General features: G+C 71.0%; 11 protein-coding genes. 5 read left to right on the forward strand and 6 right to left on the reverse strand.

The window, feature by feature from the left end; genetic code table 11:
- Positions 1-2 precede the first annotated feature (2 nt).
- From CXQ97_RS08740 to CXQ97_RS08765, 6 genes are all read right to left on the reverse strand, one after another.
- On the reverse strand, positions 3-218 hold the full coding sequence (locus tag CXQ97_RS08740) for a hypothetical protein (RefSeq protein ID WP_104180482.1): 216 nt from the start codon (positions 216-218) through the stop codon (positions 3-5).
- 28 nt (positions 219-246) lie between these two features.
- Complete coding sequence (locus tag CXQ97_RS08745) at positions 247-1,290, reverse strand: zinc-dependent alcohol dehydrogenase family protein (protein ID WP_104180483.1); 1,044 nt, start codon at positions 1,288-1,290, stop codon at positions 247-249.
- 53 nt (positions 1,291-1,343) lie between these two features.
- Positions 1,344-2,969: a BCCT family transporter gene (locus CXQ97_RS08750; RefSeq protein WP_104180484.1), complete on the reverse strand. Its 1,626-nt coding sequence runs from the start codon at positions 2,967-2,969 to the stop codon at positions 1,344-1,346.
- A 327-nt stretch (positions 2,970-3,296) separates the two neighbouring features.
- Positions 3,297-4,526 (reverse strand): MFS transporter, encoded by a 1,230-nt coding sequence (locus CXQ97_RS08755; protein WP_181035026.1) that lies wholly within the window; start codon positions 4,524-4,526, stop codon positions 3,297-3,299.
- 360 nt (positions 4,527-4,886) lie between these two features.
- Complete coding sequence (locus CXQ97_RS08760) at positions 4,887-6,515, reverse strand: glycosyl hydrolase 53 family protein (RefSeq protein ID WP_104180486.1); 1,629 nt, start codon at positions 6,513-6,515, stop codon at positions 4,887-4,889.
- Positions 6,516-6,575: 60 nt separating this feature from the next.
- On the reverse strand, positions 6,576-8,660 hold the full coding sequence (locus CXQ97_RS08765) for a beta-galactosidase (protein ID WP_104180487.1): 2,085 nt from the start codon (positions 8,658-8,660) through the stop codon (positions 6,576-6,578).
- Positions 8,661-8,838: 178 nt separating this feature from the next.
- Here CXQ97_RS08765 and CXQ97_RS08770 point away from each other — a divergent pair, with 178 nt between their 5' ends.
- From CXQ97_RS08770 to CXQ97_RS20550, 5 genes are all read left to right on the forward strand, one after another.
- A complete protein-coding gene (locus CXQ97_RS08770) occupies positions 8,839-10,140 on the forward strand; it encodes an ABC transporter substrate-binding protein (RefSeq protein ID WP_104180488.1) in 1,302 nt (433 codons plus the stop codon).
- Positions 10,141-10,373: 233 nt separating this feature from the next.
- On the forward strand, positions 10,374-11,243 hold the full coding sequence (locus tag CXQ97_RS08775) for a carbohydrate ABC transporter permease (RefSeq protein WP_104180489.1): 870 nt from the start codon (positions 10,374-10,376) through the stop codon (positions 11,241-11,243).
- 1 nt (position 11,244) lies between these two features.
- A complete protein-coding gene (locus CXQ97_RS08780; RefSeq protein WP_104180490.1) occupies positions 11,245-12,141 on the forward strand; it encodes a carbohydrate ABC transporter permease in 897 nt (298 codons plus the stop codon).
- 17 nt (positions 12,142-12,158) lie between these two features.
- Positions 12,159-13,202, forward strand: a complete 1,044-nt coding sequence (locus CXQ97_RS08785; RefSeq protein ID WP_104180491.1) for a LacI family DNA-binding transcriptional regulator — start codon at positions 12,159-12,161, stop codon at positions 13,200-13,202.
- A gap of 174 nt (positions 13,203-13,376) precedes the next feature.
- Positions 13,377-18,389, forward strand: coding sequence for a fibronectin type III domain-containing protein (locus CXQ97_RS20550; RefSeq protein WP_306739667.1), 5,013 nt, complete (start codon positions 13,377-13,379; stop codon positions 18,387-18,389).
- Positions 18,390-18,632: the final 243 nt, after the last annotated feature.

An 18,632-nucleotide genomic window follows, 5' to 3' on the forward strand; every position in this document is an offset into this window, starting at 1 on the left:
TATCACCACGTTCGCCGGGCATCCGGAAGCGCCCGCGCCCGGCGCCGGTCATCGGGCGGCCGTCCGGCGGTCCCGACGCCGCGTCGGCGGACGGCGGCGGCACCCGGGCCACGCAGGAGCTGCTCGGCCTCTGCTGCGAGCACGGCATCACCGCGGACGGTGCTGCCGGCGGTCCTGACGCCGCGCAGGACCGGCCGCGGCGCCACGACGAGCGCCACCGCTGCGTCCCCGACCGGGACGTGGAGGTCAGGCCCCGACGTCGACGACCGTCACGCCGCCGACGGAGCGGTCGCCGGCCATCGCGACGAGGGCGTCGGGGACGTCGTCGAGGGTGATCCTGCGCTCGATGAGGTCCTGCGGGCGCAGCCTGTCCGCGGCCACGAGGTCGAGCAGCCCCGGGTAGTCCCGCGCCGGCATGCCGTGACTGCCCAGGACAGAGAGTTCCCTGCCGATCACAGCGCCCATCGGGATCACCGGGTCGGAGGGGAAGAGCCCGATCTGCACGTGCCGGCCGCGCGGCCGCAGCGAGAGGATGCCCACGGCGGCGGTCTCCTCCCGCCCGAGGGCGTCCACCGAGACGTCGAAGCCGGACGGAGCGGCCTCCATCAGGGTGGCGAGCACGTCGGCGCGGGACAGGCCGGACGAGTCGATGGTGCGGGCGGCGCCGAACCGGGCGGCGCGCTGCAGGGCGGCATCGTCGATGTCCACCGCCACCACGTGGGCGCCGAGCGCCGCGCCGATCATGACGGCGCTCAGTCCCACCCCGCCGCACCCGACGACCAGGAGGGATTCCCCACCCTCCAGGCGTGCCTGGTGGACGAGGCCGCGGTACGACGTCGCGAAGCGGCACCCGAGGAGCGCGGCGGCGCCCGCGTCGAGGGAGTCGGGGACGGCGATGAGGTTCGTGTCGGCGTCGTGGAGCGCCACGGACTCGGCGAACGAGCCCCAGTGCGTGAAGCCGGGCTGGGTCTGGTTGCGGCACACCTGGCCGTTGCCGGACACGCATTCGGGGCAGCGCCCGCACGCGCACACGAACGGCGTCGTCACGCGGTCGCCGACGGAGAAGAGCCGGACGTCGTCGCCGACCGTCGCGATGGTGCCCACCAGTTCGTGGCCGGGTACGTGCGGGAGGGTGATGCCGTCGTCGTGTCCCAGCCAGCCGTGCACGTCGCTGCGGCAGAGGCCGGTGGCCTCGACGCGGACGACGACACCGCCCGGGGAGGGGGAGGGGGCGGGGACGTCACGGAGGACAGGGCGGGCGGAGAACCCGTCGAAGCAGACAGCGCGCATCGCACCATTCTGCCCCGCGCGTTCCCCGCCCGGTGCATCGCCCCCGGGGGCCGTTAGCCCCGGGTCGGTGCGGCCTTCCGTGCCGTGCGCGACCCGGTGCGCCGGGCGCCGGTGATGATCGGGTCCTTCGAGAGGTCCATCATGAGTGCCACGCACAGCCCGATCATCACGAGCAGGAACGGTGCCGCGGCGATGATGGTGAGTGTCTGCAGTGCCTCGAGGCTTCCGACGGAGAGCAGGACGGCGGCCACGCCACCGGTCAGTGCTCCCCACAGGATGGTCAGCCATTTGCGGGGGACTGCCGCACCGAAGGAGGACAGCGACCCGAGCACGATCGAGGAGGCGTCAGCACCCGAGATGAAGAAGACGGCCACCAGGATGACCACGAGGATCGAGGTCACGGAGGCCAGCGGGTACTGGGCGAGGAGCGCGAACATCGCGGACTCCTGGCTCTCCGCAGTGGCGGCGGCGATGTCCACCCCGTTGTCCTGCAGGTTCAGGGCCGAGCCGCCCCACACGCCGAACCACATGACGCTGATGACGCTGGGTACGGCGACGACGCCGACGACGAATTCGCGGATGGTCCGCCCGCGTGAGATCTTCGCGAGGAAGGAGCCGACGAAGGGCGTCCAGGAGACCCACCACGCCCAGTAGAAGATGGTCCATGCGGCAAGCCACTCATGGCCGCCGAAGGCGCCCGTGCGGGACGACATCTGGGGCAGGCCGATGAGGTAGTTGCCCGCCGACGCCGGGATGAGTTCGAGGATGAACACCGTGGGCCCGACGACGAACAGGAAGAACAGCAGGGCCAGGGCGAGGATCATGTTGCCGTTGGACAGCCACTTGATGCCGCGGCTCACTCCGCTGACGGCGGAGAGGACGAAGCAGACCGTCAGGATCGCGATCAGCGTGATCTGCAGGGACAGGCTGGTGCCCACGCCGAAGACCTTGGAGAGTCCGCCGTTGATCTGCAGGACGCCGAGGCCGAGGGAGGTGGCCGATCCGAAGAGGGTCGCGAAGATCGCGAACACGTCGATCGCCCGGAGGGCCTTGGGTGCGGGGCGGCCGCGGAAGAGGGCTGTGAACGCACCGCTGAAGCCGGCGCCGCGGCCCTTCCGGAAGGCCGAGTAGGCAAGGGCCAGGCCGACGACGGCGTAGATGGCCCAGGGGTGGATGGCCCAGTGGAAGAGCGTGTAGTTCATGGCCTGCCGGGCGGCCTCCGAGCTGCCGGGCTCGATGCCCTCGACGGGCGGGGCGAGGTAGTGGGAGATGGGCTCGGTGACGCCGTAGAACATGAGCCCGATACCCATGCCTGCGCTGAACATCATCGCGATCCAGGACGCCCGCGAATGCTCGGGCTTCTCGCCGTCCTGCCCGAGGGGGATCCGGCCGTACTTGCTGAAGGCCAGGAACAGGGCGAACACGACGAACCCGGTGGCGGTGAGGACGAACGCCCACCCGAAGTTCGCCACGAGACCGTTGAGGACGGAGGTGGTGAACTCCGAGAAGCCGGTCGGGAAGACGACCGCCGTGAGCATCAGCAGGATGACGATCGACAGCGACACGAAGAGGACGGGCTTGTCCAGCGCAGCCTTCGCGGGAGCGTCTCCGGGAGGGACCTCGAAGGGTGTGTCCTCGCTGGGCGGTGATCCTTGGATGGGCTCGGTGGAATTAGACATACGCCATACGGTACGCGGGCCACGAGTGCCGGGTCCGGGCGGATCGGGGCGAGAAGCCGCTTGCAGGGGCCTCGCGCCGGTGGTTCGGGCCGCACGGCGGAGCCTTCGGGGCGGCATCGGCCTTGCGGGTCCGGCGAGCCCTGCTTCCCAGTAGCTGCGGCGATCCCGGCGTCCCCGCCAGGCGCCTTCGGGGCGGCGGCTGCGCCGTCGGGAGGCCGCGCTCGGAGGCCCCGCCGACCCCCGTGGCCGAACCCTGCCGGGACCTCCGACTGTGACCAAGGACCCATCCGGTGGGCCCGCAGGCATGCGAGGATGCCCCGAAGCGCGTCAGGCCGTGTGGAGCCGGCGGCGTTCCCGGCGGTCCTTCACGGTGTCCGTGGAGAGGCTCAGTCCGAGGCCCGCGGCCACGAGCAGGATCATCACGAAGGGCAGGACGTCGAGGCCGATCCCGTCGAGCAGGAGCCCGCCGAGGAGAGCCCCGCCGCCGATGCCCACGTTGAACGCCGTCGTCTGCAGGGCCGCCGACAGGTCGCGGGTCCGGAAGGAGGCGGTGCGCAACATCCTCGTCTGCAGCATGGCCGGGATGCCGCCGAAGGCCGCGCCCCAGACGATCACGGCGATCAGGACCACCACGGTGTGGGCGGTGAAGAGCGCGAGCGTGAGGACGGCGGCCATGACCAGCAGCACGACGCCGGCGAAGGCCTTCCGGGGGAAGCGGTCGGCGGCGTAGCCCGCCCCGACGAGCCCGATGATGCCCGCACCGCCGTAGAGGAACAGGACCAGGGCCACGGAGCCGGGCTCGAAGGACGAGACGTCGGTCAGCCAGGGGGCGATGTACGTGTAGAACGTGTTCTGGCCCGTCAGCAGGATCAGGATGACGGTGCACAGGAGGAGGACACCGCGGAAGCTGGGGTCGCGGCGCAGCGGGACGTGCGTCTCGCCGGCCTTCCGTTCCACGTGGTGGTTCACGGGCGGCAGGAACTTCACGATCACGAGGGCGAGGACGGCGACGACCACGCCGATGATGGTGAACGCGGCGCGCCAGCCGAGGGCGTTGCCGATCGCCGTACCCACCGGGACGCCGAGCACGAAGGCGGCCGTCCCGCCGCCGGCCGTGATGGCCACCGCCTTGCCGAGCTGGTGGGCCGGGACGAGGTGCGCCGAGTAGGCGGCGACGACGGCCCAGAACAGGCCGTGCGCGAGTCCGCCGAGGATGCGCGCCGCGACGAGGATGCCGTACGTCGGGGCGATGGCCGCGAGGACGTTCGCCAGTGCGATCACCAGGAGGACGACGACGATCAGGGACTTGCGCGAGAAGCGCTGGGTCACGGCGGCCAGCGGTGTGGTGGCCACGACGACGGTGCCCGCGAAGATGGTCACGAGGTACCCGGCGGTGGAGATCCCGACGTCCAGGTCGCGGGCCATGGCGGGCAGGAGGCCGGTGGGCAGGAATTCGCTGGTCACGGAGACGAAGATCGCCCCCGCGAGGGACAGCAGCCCCACGTAGGGGAACGGTGCGGCTTTCGCCGGGGTCTTCGGCGCGGAGGAGACAGACAAGGGGTACCAATCATCGGGAGTGCCGGCGGTCGTCGCCCCGGTTGCGCCGTTGAGAACCGGAAGGCGTGGCGGAGTCAGCGCCCGGTGGCGCGACTCCATGGGTGGGTAACGCGGAGGAGCCGTGCCGCATTCCTGCACCCCCGTTGTGGCTCCCCGTTGTGCCTCGCCGTCGGGCCGCCGCGCCGGTCGCCCGGACCCGCGGGGTCTCCCCCGCGGGTCCGGTGGCCCGCCCCGGGTCTGCGGCGAGGAACACCGCCCGCCCCGGGTCTGCGGCGAGGAACACCGCCCGCCCCGGGTCTGCGGCGAGGAACACCCCCCGCCCCGGATCTGCCGCGGGCAGCGCTGCCCACTTCCGCGCAACTACCTGCGGCGCGGTTCCGGGTCCGGGGCGAACTCGGCGAGGGCGGGAAGCGCCCGTCCGTCGAAGTCGAACATCGCCTGGTTCTCCCACGCGTTGCCGCTCGCCGGGTCCGCCGGGTCCCAGCCGTTGCCCTCGACGGCGGTCCACGCCGGCTCCCAGCTCACGACGCCGATGCCGCGGCCACCCGGGGCGGAGGCGACGACGTCCTGGATCGCCCGGAAGTTCGCCGCCTGACCCTCGGGGGTCGCCGGGTAGCCCGGCACCAGCTGTGACTCGAGTGCGACGACGTTCTCCCACGGGTCCACGGGGTCATCGGCCAGGGTGAAGGGGTAGGAGTTCTCGACGACGAGCACCTCCCGGTCGTACCGCGCGGACAGCGTGGTGACCGCATTCTGCAGGTCGGCCATCGACCCGTGCCAGAAGCCGTAATAGGAGAGCCCGATGGTGTCGAACTGCACGCCGCGCGCCGTCACCTCGTCGAACCACCAGGTCAGCCCGCCGACGCCGTTGTTGATGTTGGTCAGGTGCAGGATCACGTCGGTGGACGCGTCCACGTCCTTGACGGCGCGGGAACCGGCGGACAGGAAGAGTGCCAGGTCGTCCCACTGCGCGCCGTCGACGCCGTCGCCCGGGATCACGTCCCAGGTCTGGCCGAGGGGCCAGAGCATGCCCGGGTTGATCTCGTTGCCGACCTGCACGGCGTCCGCCGTCGCCCCGGCGTCCTTCAGGGCGGTGAGCACCTCGGAGGTGTGCCGATAGACCTCGTCGGCCACCGCCTGCGGGGCGAGGCCCACCCAGGCAGCCGGCATCCCCTGGGCCCCGGGATCCGTCCAGCGGTCGCTGTAGTGGAAGTCGACGAGCACCTGCATGCCGGCGGCCTTCGCGCGCTTCGCCGTCGCCACGACCTCGTCGGTGGTGTTGTACCCGTCGGCCGGATCGACCCACACCTTCAGCCGCACCACCGTGGCACCCGCGTCCGCGAAGGCCCGGACGGCGTCGACGGGGCGTCCGGCGGCGTCGAGGTACACGGCGCCCAGGTCCTCGTTCTTGGCCAGGTTGGAGAGATCGGCACCACGGACCGCGCGGGACACCCCGCCGGGCGTGAGGGTGACGTCGTCGACCACCACCCAGTCCCCGGCGGTGCCGCGCGTCTCGACGACGACCTCGCAGGAAGCCCTGGTCACGTAGGCGTCCGCGGCGATGGTCAGCCACGCCCCGTCCTGGGCAGTGGACGGGATGACGGTCTCGCCGTCGGTCCCGCAGTTCCGCAGACCGATGCGGGACGCCGCCAGGGAGCCCTCCGACTTCACGCGGGCGGACCCCGTCCACCAGCCCTCCGCCAGCCGGCCCGTCTTCTGCCGCGCGGAGACGGTCCCGTCCCCGGAGAGGCGCTGGGTGAGGTGCGCACCCTCGGCGTCGGTCTCGACGGTGGTCGAGCGCGGGGCGCCCGTGGTCTTCCAGCCGGTCAGGCCCTCGTCGAAGCCGGGGTTGACCAGGCCGGATCCGGCAGATGGGGTGGCCCCCGCCGCGGGGACCCCCGCCGACAGCGCGAGGGTCGCGAGCACCGAGGCCGCGACCACCGTCCTCGCCCGGGGGGCCATGCGCGTGCGTGCTCGGGTGTTCTTCATGCGTCCTCCTCGACGTGGTTCCCCGGGTGGGGCTTGCGGTGCTGCGGTCTGCGGTGCTGCCTACTGTGCGGTCTGCTGCCGGTGCTCGACGACGGCGGATCCGCCCGCCGCGAGCGGATCGCCTGCCGCGACGGTCGCACCGCTGACGAGGTCGGTCCCGCCGACGGGGAGCGGTGCATCCGCGTCGGTGTGGTTGAGCACGAAGGTGAACGCGGTGCCGTCCGCGGTGCGGCTGACGATCTCGACGCCGTGCCCGGACGGCCCGTCGGGGATGCCGGCGGCGGCGAGGGCCTCACCCAGCAGTGCGTCGAGGGCCGCGGCGGCGGGGCGCGTGGAGATGTACCACGCGGTGCCCCTGCCGTAAGCATTGACGGTCACGGCGGGCTTGCCGGCGGCCGGACCGGACCTGTAGGCGGTGTGCGGCTGCGCCCCGTGGAGTTCCAGGTCCTCCGCCCAGACATCGGCGGTGGAGCCGTCGTCGAGGGTCACGGTCTCGTGCTCGCGCAGGGGGAGCCACTCGGCGACCGTCAGGCCGAGGACGTCCCGCAGCTGGCCGGGGTGACCTCCGGCGGGGACGGTGTCGTGGTCGTCGACGATGCCCGAGAAGAAGGACACCACGAGGTTGCCGCCCTCCGCCACGTAGGACTCCAGGTTCAGGCGCGCCGTGGGCGAGACGGCGTAGAGGGCGGGCGCGAGCACGAGGTCGTACCGGCCGAGGCCCTGCTCGGGGTGGGCGAAGTCGACCGTCACGTTCCGCTGCCACAGGGCCGTGTAGTAGGCCTCGATGCGCTCGCGGTGGTCCAGGTCCACGGAGGGCCGCCATTCCAGGTCCTGTGCCCAGAAGGACTCGGTGTCCCACAGGATGGCCACCCGGGCCGGGACGGTCGAGCCGCGGACCGCGGAGGCGCGTCCGAGAGTGCGCCCGAGTTCGGTCACCTCGCGGAAGATCCGCGAGTCCGTCCCCTGGTGCGGGACCATCGCGGAGTGGAACTTCTCGGCGCCGAACCGGGACGCCCTGAACTGGAAGAACATGACGGCGTCCGCGCCGCGGGCCACGTGGGCGAGGCTGTTGCGGAGCATCTCGCCGGGCCGCTTGGCGATGTTGCGGGGCTGCCAGTTCACGGCCGACGTCGAGTGTTCCATGAGCATCCACGGCCTGCCCCCGGCGAGGGACCGCGTGAAGTCCGCGTCGAGCGCGAGGAGCACGTGGTTGTCCGTGCGCTCGGCGGTCAGGTAGTGGTCGTTGGCGACGACGTCTACCTCGCGCGCCCAGGACCAGTAGTCCAGCGAGGGGCAGCTGGTGGCCATGAAGTTGGTGGTGACCGGCAGGTCCGGGGTGTGCTGCCGGATGACGTCGCGCTCGAGGACGTAGCACTCGAGCAGCGCGTCGGAGGTGAACCGCTTGAAGTCGAGGCGGTGGGCCGGGTTGACCACGGTGGCGCTGAGCCGCGGGGCGTCGACCTCGTCCCAGGCGCCGTAGCGCTGACCCCAGAAGGTGGTGCCCCAGGCGGCGTTGAGCGCCTCGAGGGAGCCGTAGCGCTTCGAGAGCCACCGGCGGAAGGCCAGGACCGACTGCTCCGAGTAGCACTCGCTGATCGGTGCTCCGTACTCGTTGTGGACGTGCCACATGCGCAGCGCCGGGTGGCCGGCGTAGCGACGGGCGAGTTCGCCGGTGATGCGCACTGCGTGGCGGCGGTAGTCGGGCGAGCTCGGGGACGCCATGCCGCGGGATCCATGGCCGAGCGTCACCCCGTCGCGGGTCACGGGCCGGGCCTGCGGGTACTTCGCCCAGAACCAGGCGGGCGGCGCGGCCGTCGGGGTACCGAGGTCGACGTCGATGCCCGAGGAGGCGAGCAGGTCCAGGATGTCGTCGAGGAAGGTGAAGTCGAACTCGCCGTCGCGCGGCTCCAGCAGGGCCCAGGAGAAGATGCCGATGCTGACCAGGTTGATGCCCGCCTGCTGCATGAGGGCGATGTCCTCGAGCCACACGTGCCGCGGCCACTGCTCCGGGTTGTAGTCCCCGCCGTAGCGGAGCTGCCGGGTGCCGCCGGGCCAGGACCGGGTGGCGGGAGCGGCGCTGGGAGCTGGAACGGCGGTGCCCGCGGAGGCGCCCCGGGTGGTGACCTCGGACTGGTCAAGCGACATGAGAAATCCCCTTCGACTGTGTGCGCTCCCAGTTGTAGCACGGACCGGAGATGCAGCGGTAGCTCCATCAGCCTTTCTTGACAGCCCTACGGTGCCCGTGCGCTACTGGAACCGCTCACAGTCTGGCGCCGTTCTCGTTCGAGGGGCGTACTGGATTGCTTTCGACAAGGAGGACGAAATGCGTTCAATTCTTCGCGTCGGTGCCATGGCTACCGTCGCTGCCACCGCCCTGCTGACCGCGGGGTGCTCGAGCCCCGCCGCGGACGAACCCGCCGCCGAGGGGCCCGTGGAGCTCAGCTTCTGGGCCTGGGCCCCGAACATCGAGAAGGTGGTGGAGCTGTGGAACGAGGAGAACCCTGACATCAAGGTCACCGTCAGCAAGCAGGACGGCGGCGATCCCGCCATCACCAAGCTCCTCACCGCGATCAACGCCGGCAGCGGTGCCCCGGACCTGATCCAGGCCGAGTACCAGAAGATCCCCACCCTCGTGGCCTCGGACGCCCTGGCGGACATCTCGGCGGACGCCGGTGACCTCGAGGAGAAGTTCCCCGAGGGCGTCTGGGATTCGGTGACGCTCGGCGGGGACGCCCTCTACGCGGTGCCGCAGGATTCCGGGCCCATGATGTTCTACTACCGCGAGGACATCCTGAAGGAGCTCGGCCTCGAGGTACCCACCACCTGGGAGGAGTACGCCGACGTCGCCCGCGCCGTCCACGCCTCCGACCCGAAGCGCTACCTCGGCACGTTCTCCGCGAACGACGCAGGCTGGTTCGCGGGCATGGCCCAGCAGGCCGGTACGTCCTGGTGGAGCATCGACGGCGATTCCTGGGGCGTCGACATCGACAGCGAGGCCACCGAGAAGGTCGCGTCGTTCTGGGGCGGCCTCGTCGAGGAGGGCGCCATCGACAACAAGCCGATGTACACGCCCGAGTGGAACGCCGGCCTGAACGACGGCAGCCAGGTCGGCTGGCTCAGCGCGGTCTGGGCTCCCGGAGTCCTCTCCGGCAACGCCGCCGACACCGCGGGCCTGTGGAAGGCGGCGCCCATGCCGCAGTGGGAGGGGGAGGATGCCACGGGGAACTGGGGCGGATCCTCCACGGCCGTCACCTCGCAGAGCGAGCATGCCGCGGCGGCCACCGAGTTCGCCACGTGGATGAACACCGACCCGGAGGCCGTGCAGGCGCTCGTCACGGAATCCGGCATCTACCCGGCGGCGAGCGACGAGGCCGAGGCGTCCCTCTCGACGGCTCCCGAGTTCTTCAGCAACCAGCCCGACTTCTACGACGTCGCCGCCGACGTGGCCCAGACGGTCAGCCCGTTCACCTACGGACCGAACGTGAATGTCGCCTTCAGCGCCTACAACGACGAGTTCGCCAAGGCAGCCGACGCGAAGACGGAGTCCGCCTTCGTCGACGCCCTGCAGGCCATGCAGGAGATCACGGTCACCGACCTCGAGGACAACGGCTTCAACGTCAAGTAGGAGCAGTCCAGCAGGAGCACCAGTACCAGCGGTGCCGCCGCCTCCCGGGCGGGAGGCGGCGGCACCGACGTTCGAAGGGGAACACCGTGAGCGTTCAGCCAGCAGTATCCGGTAGCACCGTCGTCCGGAGCGGGGACGGCCAGGCCGGCCCGCCGTCGTCCGCGCGCGGTGGCCGCAGTCCCGGGCGACCCCGGTCGCACCGCTTCAGGTCACGCGTCCTCACGCCGTACCTGATGCTCGCTCCCGGCATCGTCCTGTTCGCCGTGTTCATGGCGGCACCCATTCTCTACACGCTGTACCTCAGCTTCCAGCGCGTGGAGGTCTCCGGCCTCGGGCTCGGCTCGGGCGCGCGCAAGCAGGTCTTCGCGGGCCTGGACAACTACGCGGCCGCCCTCGGCGACCCCGAGTTCGGCGCAAGTGTCGGCCGGGTCCTCACGTACGGCGCCATCCTGATCCCGTGCATGCTGGGGCTCGCGCTGCTGTTCGCCCTCCTGCTGGACTCGCGGAGGTCCAGGGCCACCACGTTCTCGCGCGTCGCGATCTTCCTGCCCTACGCGGTGCCCGCGGTCATCAGCTCGCTGCTGTGGGGTTTCCTCTACCTGCCGTCCGTCAGCCCCTTCTACTACCTGACCGAGCGGCTCGGCATCGAGATGCCCCAGATCCTCTCCTCGCAGCTCATCATGTTCGGGATCGCGAACATCGCCCTGTGGGGTGGCGTGGGCTTCAACATGATCGTCATCTACACCTCGCTGAAGGCCGTCCCGAACGACATCTATGAGGCGGCACGGCTCGACGGCGCCTCCGAGACGCAGATCGCCCTCCGGATCAAGATCCCCATCGTGACACCGTCGCTCATCATGACGGCCCTGTTCTCCATCGTCGCGACGCTCCAGGTCTTCGCCGAGCCGACGACGCTGCGGCCGCTCACCAACACGCTCTCCACGAGCTGGACGCCCCTCATGAAGGTCTACCGCGACGCGTTCACGCGCGACGACATCTACTCCGCCGCGGCGAGCTCGATCGTCATCGCCGCCGCGACGCTCCTGATCTCCTTCGTATTCCTCCGCGTGGTCCAGAAGCGCGCCTTCGGACAGGAAGACTGACATGGCCGACACTCTCACCCCGCCCCTCACGCCGTCGCTCCGACCCCGCCGCGACAGCGTCCACGGCCACGAGAAGCCGAGTGCCGTCGCCACCGCACTGCTGCTCCTCGGTGCGCTCTACTGCCTGCTGCCGGTGTTCTGGGTCGTCATGGCCTCCACCAAGGACGGCTCGGAGCTCTTCTCCACGTTCACGTTCGCCCCCAGCACGCACCTGTTCGACAACATCGCGGAACTGAGCGCGTACCGGGACGGGCTCTTCTGGCGGTGGATGGCGAACACCGCGCTGTATGCCGGCGCGGGCGCCATCGCCTCCACCTTCGTCTCGGCACTCTCCGGCTACGTCCTCGCGAAGTTCGCCTTCCCCGGCAAGGGGGCCGTCTTCAACATCCTGCTCATGGGTGTGCTGGTCCCCGGCGTCATCCTGGCGATCCCTCAGTACTTCCTGATGGCGCAGCTCGGCCTCACCAACACCTACTGGGCCGTGTTCCTGCCGCAGATCATCAGCCCCTACGGCATCTACCTGGCACGCATCTACGCCGCAGCGGCCGTGCCCACCGACGTCGTCGAGGCCGCCCGGACCGACGGCGCCAGCGAGATGGGGATCTTCGCCCGCATCGCCATGCCGATGATGCTGCCCGGGCTGGTGACCATCTTCCTGTTCCAGTTCGTCGCCATCTGGAACAACTTCATGCTGCCGTACATCATGCTGGGCGACGACACCCTCTTCCCCATCACGGTGGGCCTCAACGGCCTGCTGAACCAGGGGGCGTCCGCGCCCGCGCTCTACACGCTCGTCGTGACCGGCGCGCTCCTGTCCATCCTGCCGCTCATCCTGATGTTCCTGCTCCTGCAGCGGTTCTGGCGCGTGGATCTGGCCGCGGGCGCCGTCAAGGCCTGAACACGCCGGGATACGCTATGTCGGTGACCAGCACCCGGGGCCCGAAGCGGCCCACCATCGACGATGTCGCGAAGGCGGCCGGCGTCTCGAGGGGCACCGTGTCGCGGGTCCTCAACGGCGGCCACTGGGTCAGCCCCGACGCGCTCACCGCCGTCGAGCTGGCCATCAAGAGGACCGGCTACCGCATCAACCCGCACGCCCGCAGCCTGGCCACGAGCAAGGCCAACACGGTGGCGTTCCTGCTGAGCGAGACGCAGGAGCGGCTCTTCGAGGACCCGAACTTCTCCATCCTCATGCGGGGTGCGTCGGAGGCCCTCGGTGAGCACGACGTCTCGCTGGTCCTCATCATGGCCGGTACCAAGGACGAGCAGCGGCGCGCCCGCGACTTCATCACGGCGGGGCACGTGGACGGCGTGCTCCTCGTCTCCTCCCACGCACGCGGCCAGTCGATCGTCGGGGAGATCCACCGCTCCGGCGTCCCGATGATCGCCTGCGGGATCCCGCTCGGCTTCGAGGGCAAGATCGGCTACGTCGCAGCCGACGACGCCGCCGGGGCGCGGGACATGGTCGCGCACCTGCGCGGGCTGGGCCGGACGTCGATCGCCACCATCACGGGACCGATGGACACCTCCGGTGGTGTCGGGAGGCTGCGCGGATACCGTGAGGAGATGGGTGGCTCGTTCGACGAACGCCTCGTCGCTCCCGGCGACTACAGCCGGGAGAGCGGACGGCAGGCCATGCGGCAGCTCCTCGACCAGGCTCCGGGACTCGACGCCGTCTTCGCGGCCAACGACCTCATGGCGGCGGGTGCGCTCGACGTCCTCCGGGCCGAGGGCCGGCGCGTCCCCGAGGACGTCGCGGTCGCCGGCTTCGACGACTCCCCGGTGGCCGCCTCCACCGAACCGCCCCTGACCACCATGCGGCAGCCCTTCGGGCGGATCAGCCACGAGATGGTGCGAATCCTCCTCGGTGTGATCCGCGGCGAGGACCCGGCGGCGATCATCCTGCCGACGCACCTCGTGGAGCGGGCCTCGACCGGCGGGGTCACGGTCTCGGCCTGACCCGCAAGCGAATGGGAAGCGTTTTCCCGAAACCCTTGCCCAAGGCACGCACCGCCGTTAGGCTGACGGCACGTCTTCCGCTGATCCGCCCCAGGATGCCGCCGTACCCGGTTCCTGGGAGGGCGGTCGACGCCACTCACCGTTTTCGATGATGAAACGAGAAGGTACCTCCCCATGCCACCATCCGGTCTCAAGCGCGCCCTCTTCCGCTCACCACTCCTGGCGGGGGTGACCGTCCTCGGCGTCTCGCTCGCAGGGACTCCCGCCCTCGCCGTCGACCCTCCGCCCCCACCCGCCGCCGCCGAGGCGGCATCGTCGCTCCCCGTGCCCACCAATGTCCGCCTCGCGCGCCTGACGGACTCCGCAGTGATGCTCCGCTGGAACGAGGTACCGGGCGCCACCGGGTACGTGGTGTCCCGCTCGGACACGGTCGACGGTGACTACGTCCAGGTCGCGGAGACCTCGGGCGACGTCTTCGCGACGGACGCGGCCGTGGACACCTCCTCACCCCGCTTCTACCGCGTCAGCACGCGCGGCGCCGACGGCATCACCGCACCCTCGGCCGCGACGGCGTCGAGCCCGTTCGGCAACCCGCCCCCGCTGCCCGACGGCGGCGTCTCCCTCGATCTCGGCCCCGGAGCCGTGGCGCCGGGGGCGACGGCGATCACCGCGACCACGGGCTACGGTCCCGGAACGCGGGCAGGGTTCGTCGACCCGTCGAAGGTCACGGGCACCGACCGGGGGACGGCCGATGCCACCCGGTCCGACTTCGTCACGATCGGCGACACCGAGCTCGTGGTGGACCTGCCGAACGGCGACTACACCGTCGGCGTCATCGCAGGTGACGCCGCCGGACCGACCGACGTCGCGCTGATCGCCGAGCAGATCACCAAGGTGCAGCCCACCACCCGGCCCGCGGGCCAGTACCTGGAGATGTCCTTCGACATCGCCGTCGTGGACGGGCAGCTCAACCTCGACCTCGCGGGCACGGCCGCGAACCTCAACGCCCTGACCATCACCCGCCAGGCCGACCGCGCCCAGGCCCCCTCACCGACGGTCTGGCTCACCGGGGACTCGACCGTCCAGACCTACCGCTCGGACGTGGCACCGCAGGCCGGCTGGGGCCAGATGATCGACCGCTTCATCGCCGACGACGTCACGGTGGACAACAGGGCGATCGGCGGACGCAGCTCCAAGAACTTCATCAGCCAGGGACGCCTCGACGAGGTACTCCGCGGCATCCGCCCCGGCGACTACCTCTTCGTGCAGTTCGGCCACAACGACAACAGCTACGGCGTGGACGACCGTTTCGCGGCACCGGCCGACTACTACGAGTACCTCCGGACCTACGTGGACGGTGCCGAGCAGCGAGGGGCCACGCCGATCCTGGTCACGCCCGTCTCGCGGCGCGCCTTCGGACCGGACGGGAAGGCGGCAGTCTCCTTCCCCGCCTACGTCGAAGCCGTGCAGAAGCTGGCCGCCGAGACGGGGACGCCGCTCGTCGACCTGGCGGCCTCCAGCCGGGGGTACCTGGACGAGATCGGCGCCGAGACCGCCAAGTCCGTCTACCTCCACGTGCCGGCCGGGGTCTACCCGAGCCGGCCGACAGGCACCGTGGACGACACCCACTTCCAGGAGTACGGAGCCATCCAGATGGCGCGGCTCGTCGCGGGCGGCGTGGCCGGTCTCGACATCCCGCTGGCCGCGGAGATCGAGGAGGCGGAGCCTCCGGCAGCCGTCCCCGCGGCACCCGCCGGCGTCGTCGTGGCCAGCGTCTCCAACGCGAGCGCCCAGCTCACCTGGAAGGCCGTGGAGGGGGCCGATATCTACCGGGTGTTCCGGAAGGACGCCGGCGCGGGGGACGCCTACACGCTCGTGGCCACCTCGACCCTCCCGCAGGCGACCGTCCCGGGCCTCGAGGAAGGCGCGGAGTACGACGTGCGCGTCGTCGCCGTCAACGGCCGCGGCGAGTCCGCGCCGTCGGACGCCGTGCGGATCGCCACGAAGTCGCCGCTGTACCGCTTCGACGTGCAGCTCGCCGGCTCGCCCGTGATGCCGGGCTACACCGAGGCCAACCAGACGAGCGCCTACACGGTGCAGCGCGGCTGGGGCTTCCTCAGCACCACGGGCCTCACCGGCCGTGACCGCGGAATCGCCTTCACGCCCCCGCCCACGGACCTCGAGCGCGACTTCCTGCTGCCGACGCCGGCCCACGAGTTCGCCGTCGACGTCCCCAACGGCTCCTACGCCGTCCGCACCTACACGGGCGACTGGATCGGCAGCAGCAGGTCGAACGTGCAGCTCGAGGGCAAGGACTTCGGCTCGGCCAATGCCGGCCGCGCCGCCGTCGCGCAGAAGACGAGCGAACCGGTCCTCGTCACGGACGGCCAGCTGAACCTCGTCATGACGGGCACGTCCTCCCGCCTCAACGGCATCGAGGTCACGCCGCTGCAGCTCGCACCGTCGGCCCTCACACTGCAGGACCTGACGATCGACGGGACGGGAGTAGCGGTGTCCCTCGCCTGGCAGGCCGCCGACGGCGCCGCCGGGTACCGGGTCTACCGCACGGCGACCGGCTCCCCCGAGCGCATCGCCGTCGGCGACACCACCGTCCCGGTACTGACGGACACCACCGCCGACGTCGGACTCGAGTACACCTACACCGTGGTGGCCCTCACCGCCGGCGGGACGGAATCCGTCGCGTCCGACCCGCTCGTCCTCACCACCGTGGACCCCGACGTCGCCCTGGCGGCCGTCCCGACAGGACTCTCCCTGGGTGCCGTCAACAAGAACGACGTGACGATCGGCTGGACGCCGTCGGACGGCGCCCTGTTCTACCAGGTGTACCGGGCCGAGCCGAAACCCGATGGATCACTCGGGGATGCCGAGCTGGTCGGTCGGGCGGACGGCGCCTCCTTCACGGACACGGAGGTCCTGACGACCATCGAGTACACCTACTCCGTCGCCGCGGTGAACGCAGGCGGGGCGTCGGAACGGTCCTCGACCATCACCTCGCCCGCCGCCACGACCCTGCAACGGCAGGCCGAGCGCCTGGACCGCGCCCCCGTCGCCGTCCAGGGCCAGGGAGGCGTCTACCTGGGCTGGCGCATGCTCGGCCTCGACGAGGACGGCATCGCCTTCCATGTCTACCGCGACGGCGAGCGGGTCACCGAGGCGCCGCTCAGCTCGAGCACCAACCTGCTCGACGCCGAAGGGACCGGGGGGTCCGTGTACCGGGTGAGCTCCGTCGCCGACGGCGTGGAGCGCTGGGCCACCGAGGACTTCACGGTCTGGGACCAGCAGTACCTCGACGTCCCGCTCGAGAAGCCGGCCGATGCCGTCACCAAGGACGGTCAGCCTTATTCCTACCGGGCGAGCGACGCCTCCGTGGGTGACGTCGACGGCGACGGCGACTACGAGATCATCCTCAAGTGGGACCCGAGCAACAGCCGCGACAACTCCCAGGCGGGCTACACCGGCACGGTCTACGTGGACGCCTATGAGATGGACGGCACGCGCCTGTGGCGGATCGACCTCGGGAAGAACATCCGGGCCGGCGCCCACTACACGCAGTTCCAGGTCTTCGACCTCGACGGCGACGGCCGGGCCGAGGTGACCATGAAGACCGCCGACGGCACCGTCGACGGTCCGGGCACCGTGATCGGGGACGCGGCGGCGGATCACCGGAACTCCTCCGGCTATGTCCTCAGCGGACCCGAGTACCTCACCGTGTTCGACGGGGCGACGGGCGCCGCGATCGACACCATCGACTACGTCCCGGCGCGCGGCGACGTCGGAGTCTGGGGCGACACCTACGGCAACCGCGTGGACCGGTTCCTGGCGGGCGTGGCCTATCTGGACGGCGAGAAGCCCAGCGTCGTGTTCAGCCGCGGCTACTACACGCGTGCCGTGATCGCGGCCTTCGACTTCGACGGCACGAACCTCACCTCGCGGTGGACCTTCGATTCCGACGAGGACGGCAGCCAGTACCGCGGCCAGGGGAACCACGAGTTCTCGGTGGCGGACGTCGACGGCGACCAGAAGGACGAGATCGTCTTCGGGTCCATGACCATCGACGACGACGGCGAGGCGCTCCACACCACGGGCCTCGGACACGGTGATGCCCTGCACGTCTCCGACTTCGATCCCACGAACGCCGGACTCGAGGTCTTCGCCGCCCACGAGGACATGGGGGCGTCCGGCAATCGCGGGGCCACCTTCCGCGATGCGGCGACGGGCGAGATCATCTGGTCGATCCCGGCGGCCCGGGATACCGGTCGCGCAGCGATGGCCGATATCGACCCCGACCACCCCGGAGCGGAGGGCTGGGCGATCGGTGGCGACGCCGCCTACAACTCACCCGTCGGGCAGCTCCGCTCCTCCGCCGGTGAACTCCTGTCCGAGAAGATCCCGGCGGCGAACTTCGTCACCTGGTGGGACGGGGACCTGCTCCGCGAGATCACGGACAACGACTACGACGCGGCGTCCGCCGCCGGAGTCCCGACCGTCTCGAAGTGGAACCCGCAGTCGCAGGCCGCCGAGGAGATCTACCGCGCGGAAGGCACCCTGAGCAACAACACCACGAAGGCGAACCCGGCCCTGCAGGCGGATCTGTTCGGCGACTGGCGCGAGGAGATCGTCACGCGCACGGAGGACTCGTCCGCCCTGCGCATCGCCACCACCGTCGACCCCACCGACCACCGGCTGAGGACGCTGCAGTCGGACCCGGTCTACCGGCTCGGGGTCGCCTGGCAGAACACCGCCTACAACCAGCCCCCGCACACCTCGTACTTCCTCGGACAGGACATGCAGGCGCCGGCGGCCCCGAGCATCGCCTACACGGGGGCCGACGCAGGTCCGGGCGACCTGGTCGACCCGGAGCCGGCCTTCGTGCCGGGACCGGCGACGGACCGGGACCTGAAGCCGTCGTCGCGCATCGACCTCGGTCTCGCCGACCAGAAGGTCGGCCGCGGTGCCCGCGATGTCACGCTGGAGAACCTGGAGGCGGGCGAGTGGTTCTACGCCTACCTCGATGACACCGGTCTCGGCTGGCGCCAGGCGTCCGCCGACGGGGAGATCACCGTGACCACGCCCGCCGGGACCCGTCCCGGCAACAACAGGATGGTCGTCCTCACCGCCGACGGCACGCTCCTCGGATGGGAGGCGCTCCGCGTCACCGGTCCCTGAGGGCCGGAGGTGACGGAGCCCGGACGGAAGACGTCCGGGCTCCGTCGTGCCCGCCCCCGGCCGGGCCATGCTCCGTCGGGCCTCCCGCCGGGCCGCCGCGCCGGATGCCCGGACCCGTGGCTCCTCCGCAACGGGTCCGGCACGATGCCGCGGGTCCGGGGCCCGGAACGCACACCCGCGCCGGGTGCGCGCCGCCGGAGCCGACTCCCGACGCCGCCCCGGGGCGCCCGGCAGCCGAAGCCG

The sequence above is a fragment of the Arthrobacter sp. B0490 genome (assembly GCF_002929355.1).
Lineage (GTDB): Bacteria > Actinomycetota > Actinomycetes > Actinomycetales > Micrococcaceae > Arthrobacter_D.

Bases quoted from the DNA above. Each gene is read 5' to 3' on its own strand.
- CXQ97_RS08750 (WP_104180484.1), bottom strand. From the start codon at position 2,969: ATGTCTAATTCCACCGAGCCCATCCAAGGATCACCGCCCAGCGAGGAC.
- CXQ97_RS08785 (WP_104180491.1), top strand. From the start codon at position 12,159: ATGTCGGTGACCAGCACCCGGGGCCCGAAGCGGCCCACCATCGACGAT.
- CXQ97_RS08780 (WP_104180490.1), top strand. From the start codon at position 11,245: ATGGCCGACACTCTCACCCCGCCCCTCACGCCGTCGCTCCGACCCCGC.
- CXQ97_RS20550 (WP_306739667.1), top strand. From the start codon at position 13,377: ATGCCACCATCCGGTCTCAAGCGCGCCCTCTTCCGCTCACCACTCCTG.
- CXQ97_RS08745 (WP_104180483.1), bottom strand. From the start codon at position 1,290: ATGCGCGCTGTCTGCTTCGACGGGTTCTCCGCCCGCCCTGTCCTCCGT.
- CXQ97_RS08765 (WP_104180487.1), bottom strand. From the start codon at position 8,660: ATGTCGCTTGACCAGTCCGAGGTCACCACCCGGGGCGCCTCCGCGGGC.
- CXQ97_RS08770 (WP_104180488.1), top strand. From the start codon at position 8,839: ATGCGTTCAATTCTTCGCGTCGGTGCCATGGCTACCGTCGCTGCCACC.
- CXQ97_RS08760 (WP_104180486.1), bottom strand. From the start codon at position 6,515: ATGAAGAACACCCGAGCACGCACGCGCATGGCCCCCCGGGCGAGGACG.
- CXQ97_RS08775 (WP_104180489.1), top strand. From the start codon at position 10,374: ATGCTCGCTCCCGGCATCGTCCTGTTCGCCGTGTTCATGGCGGCACCC.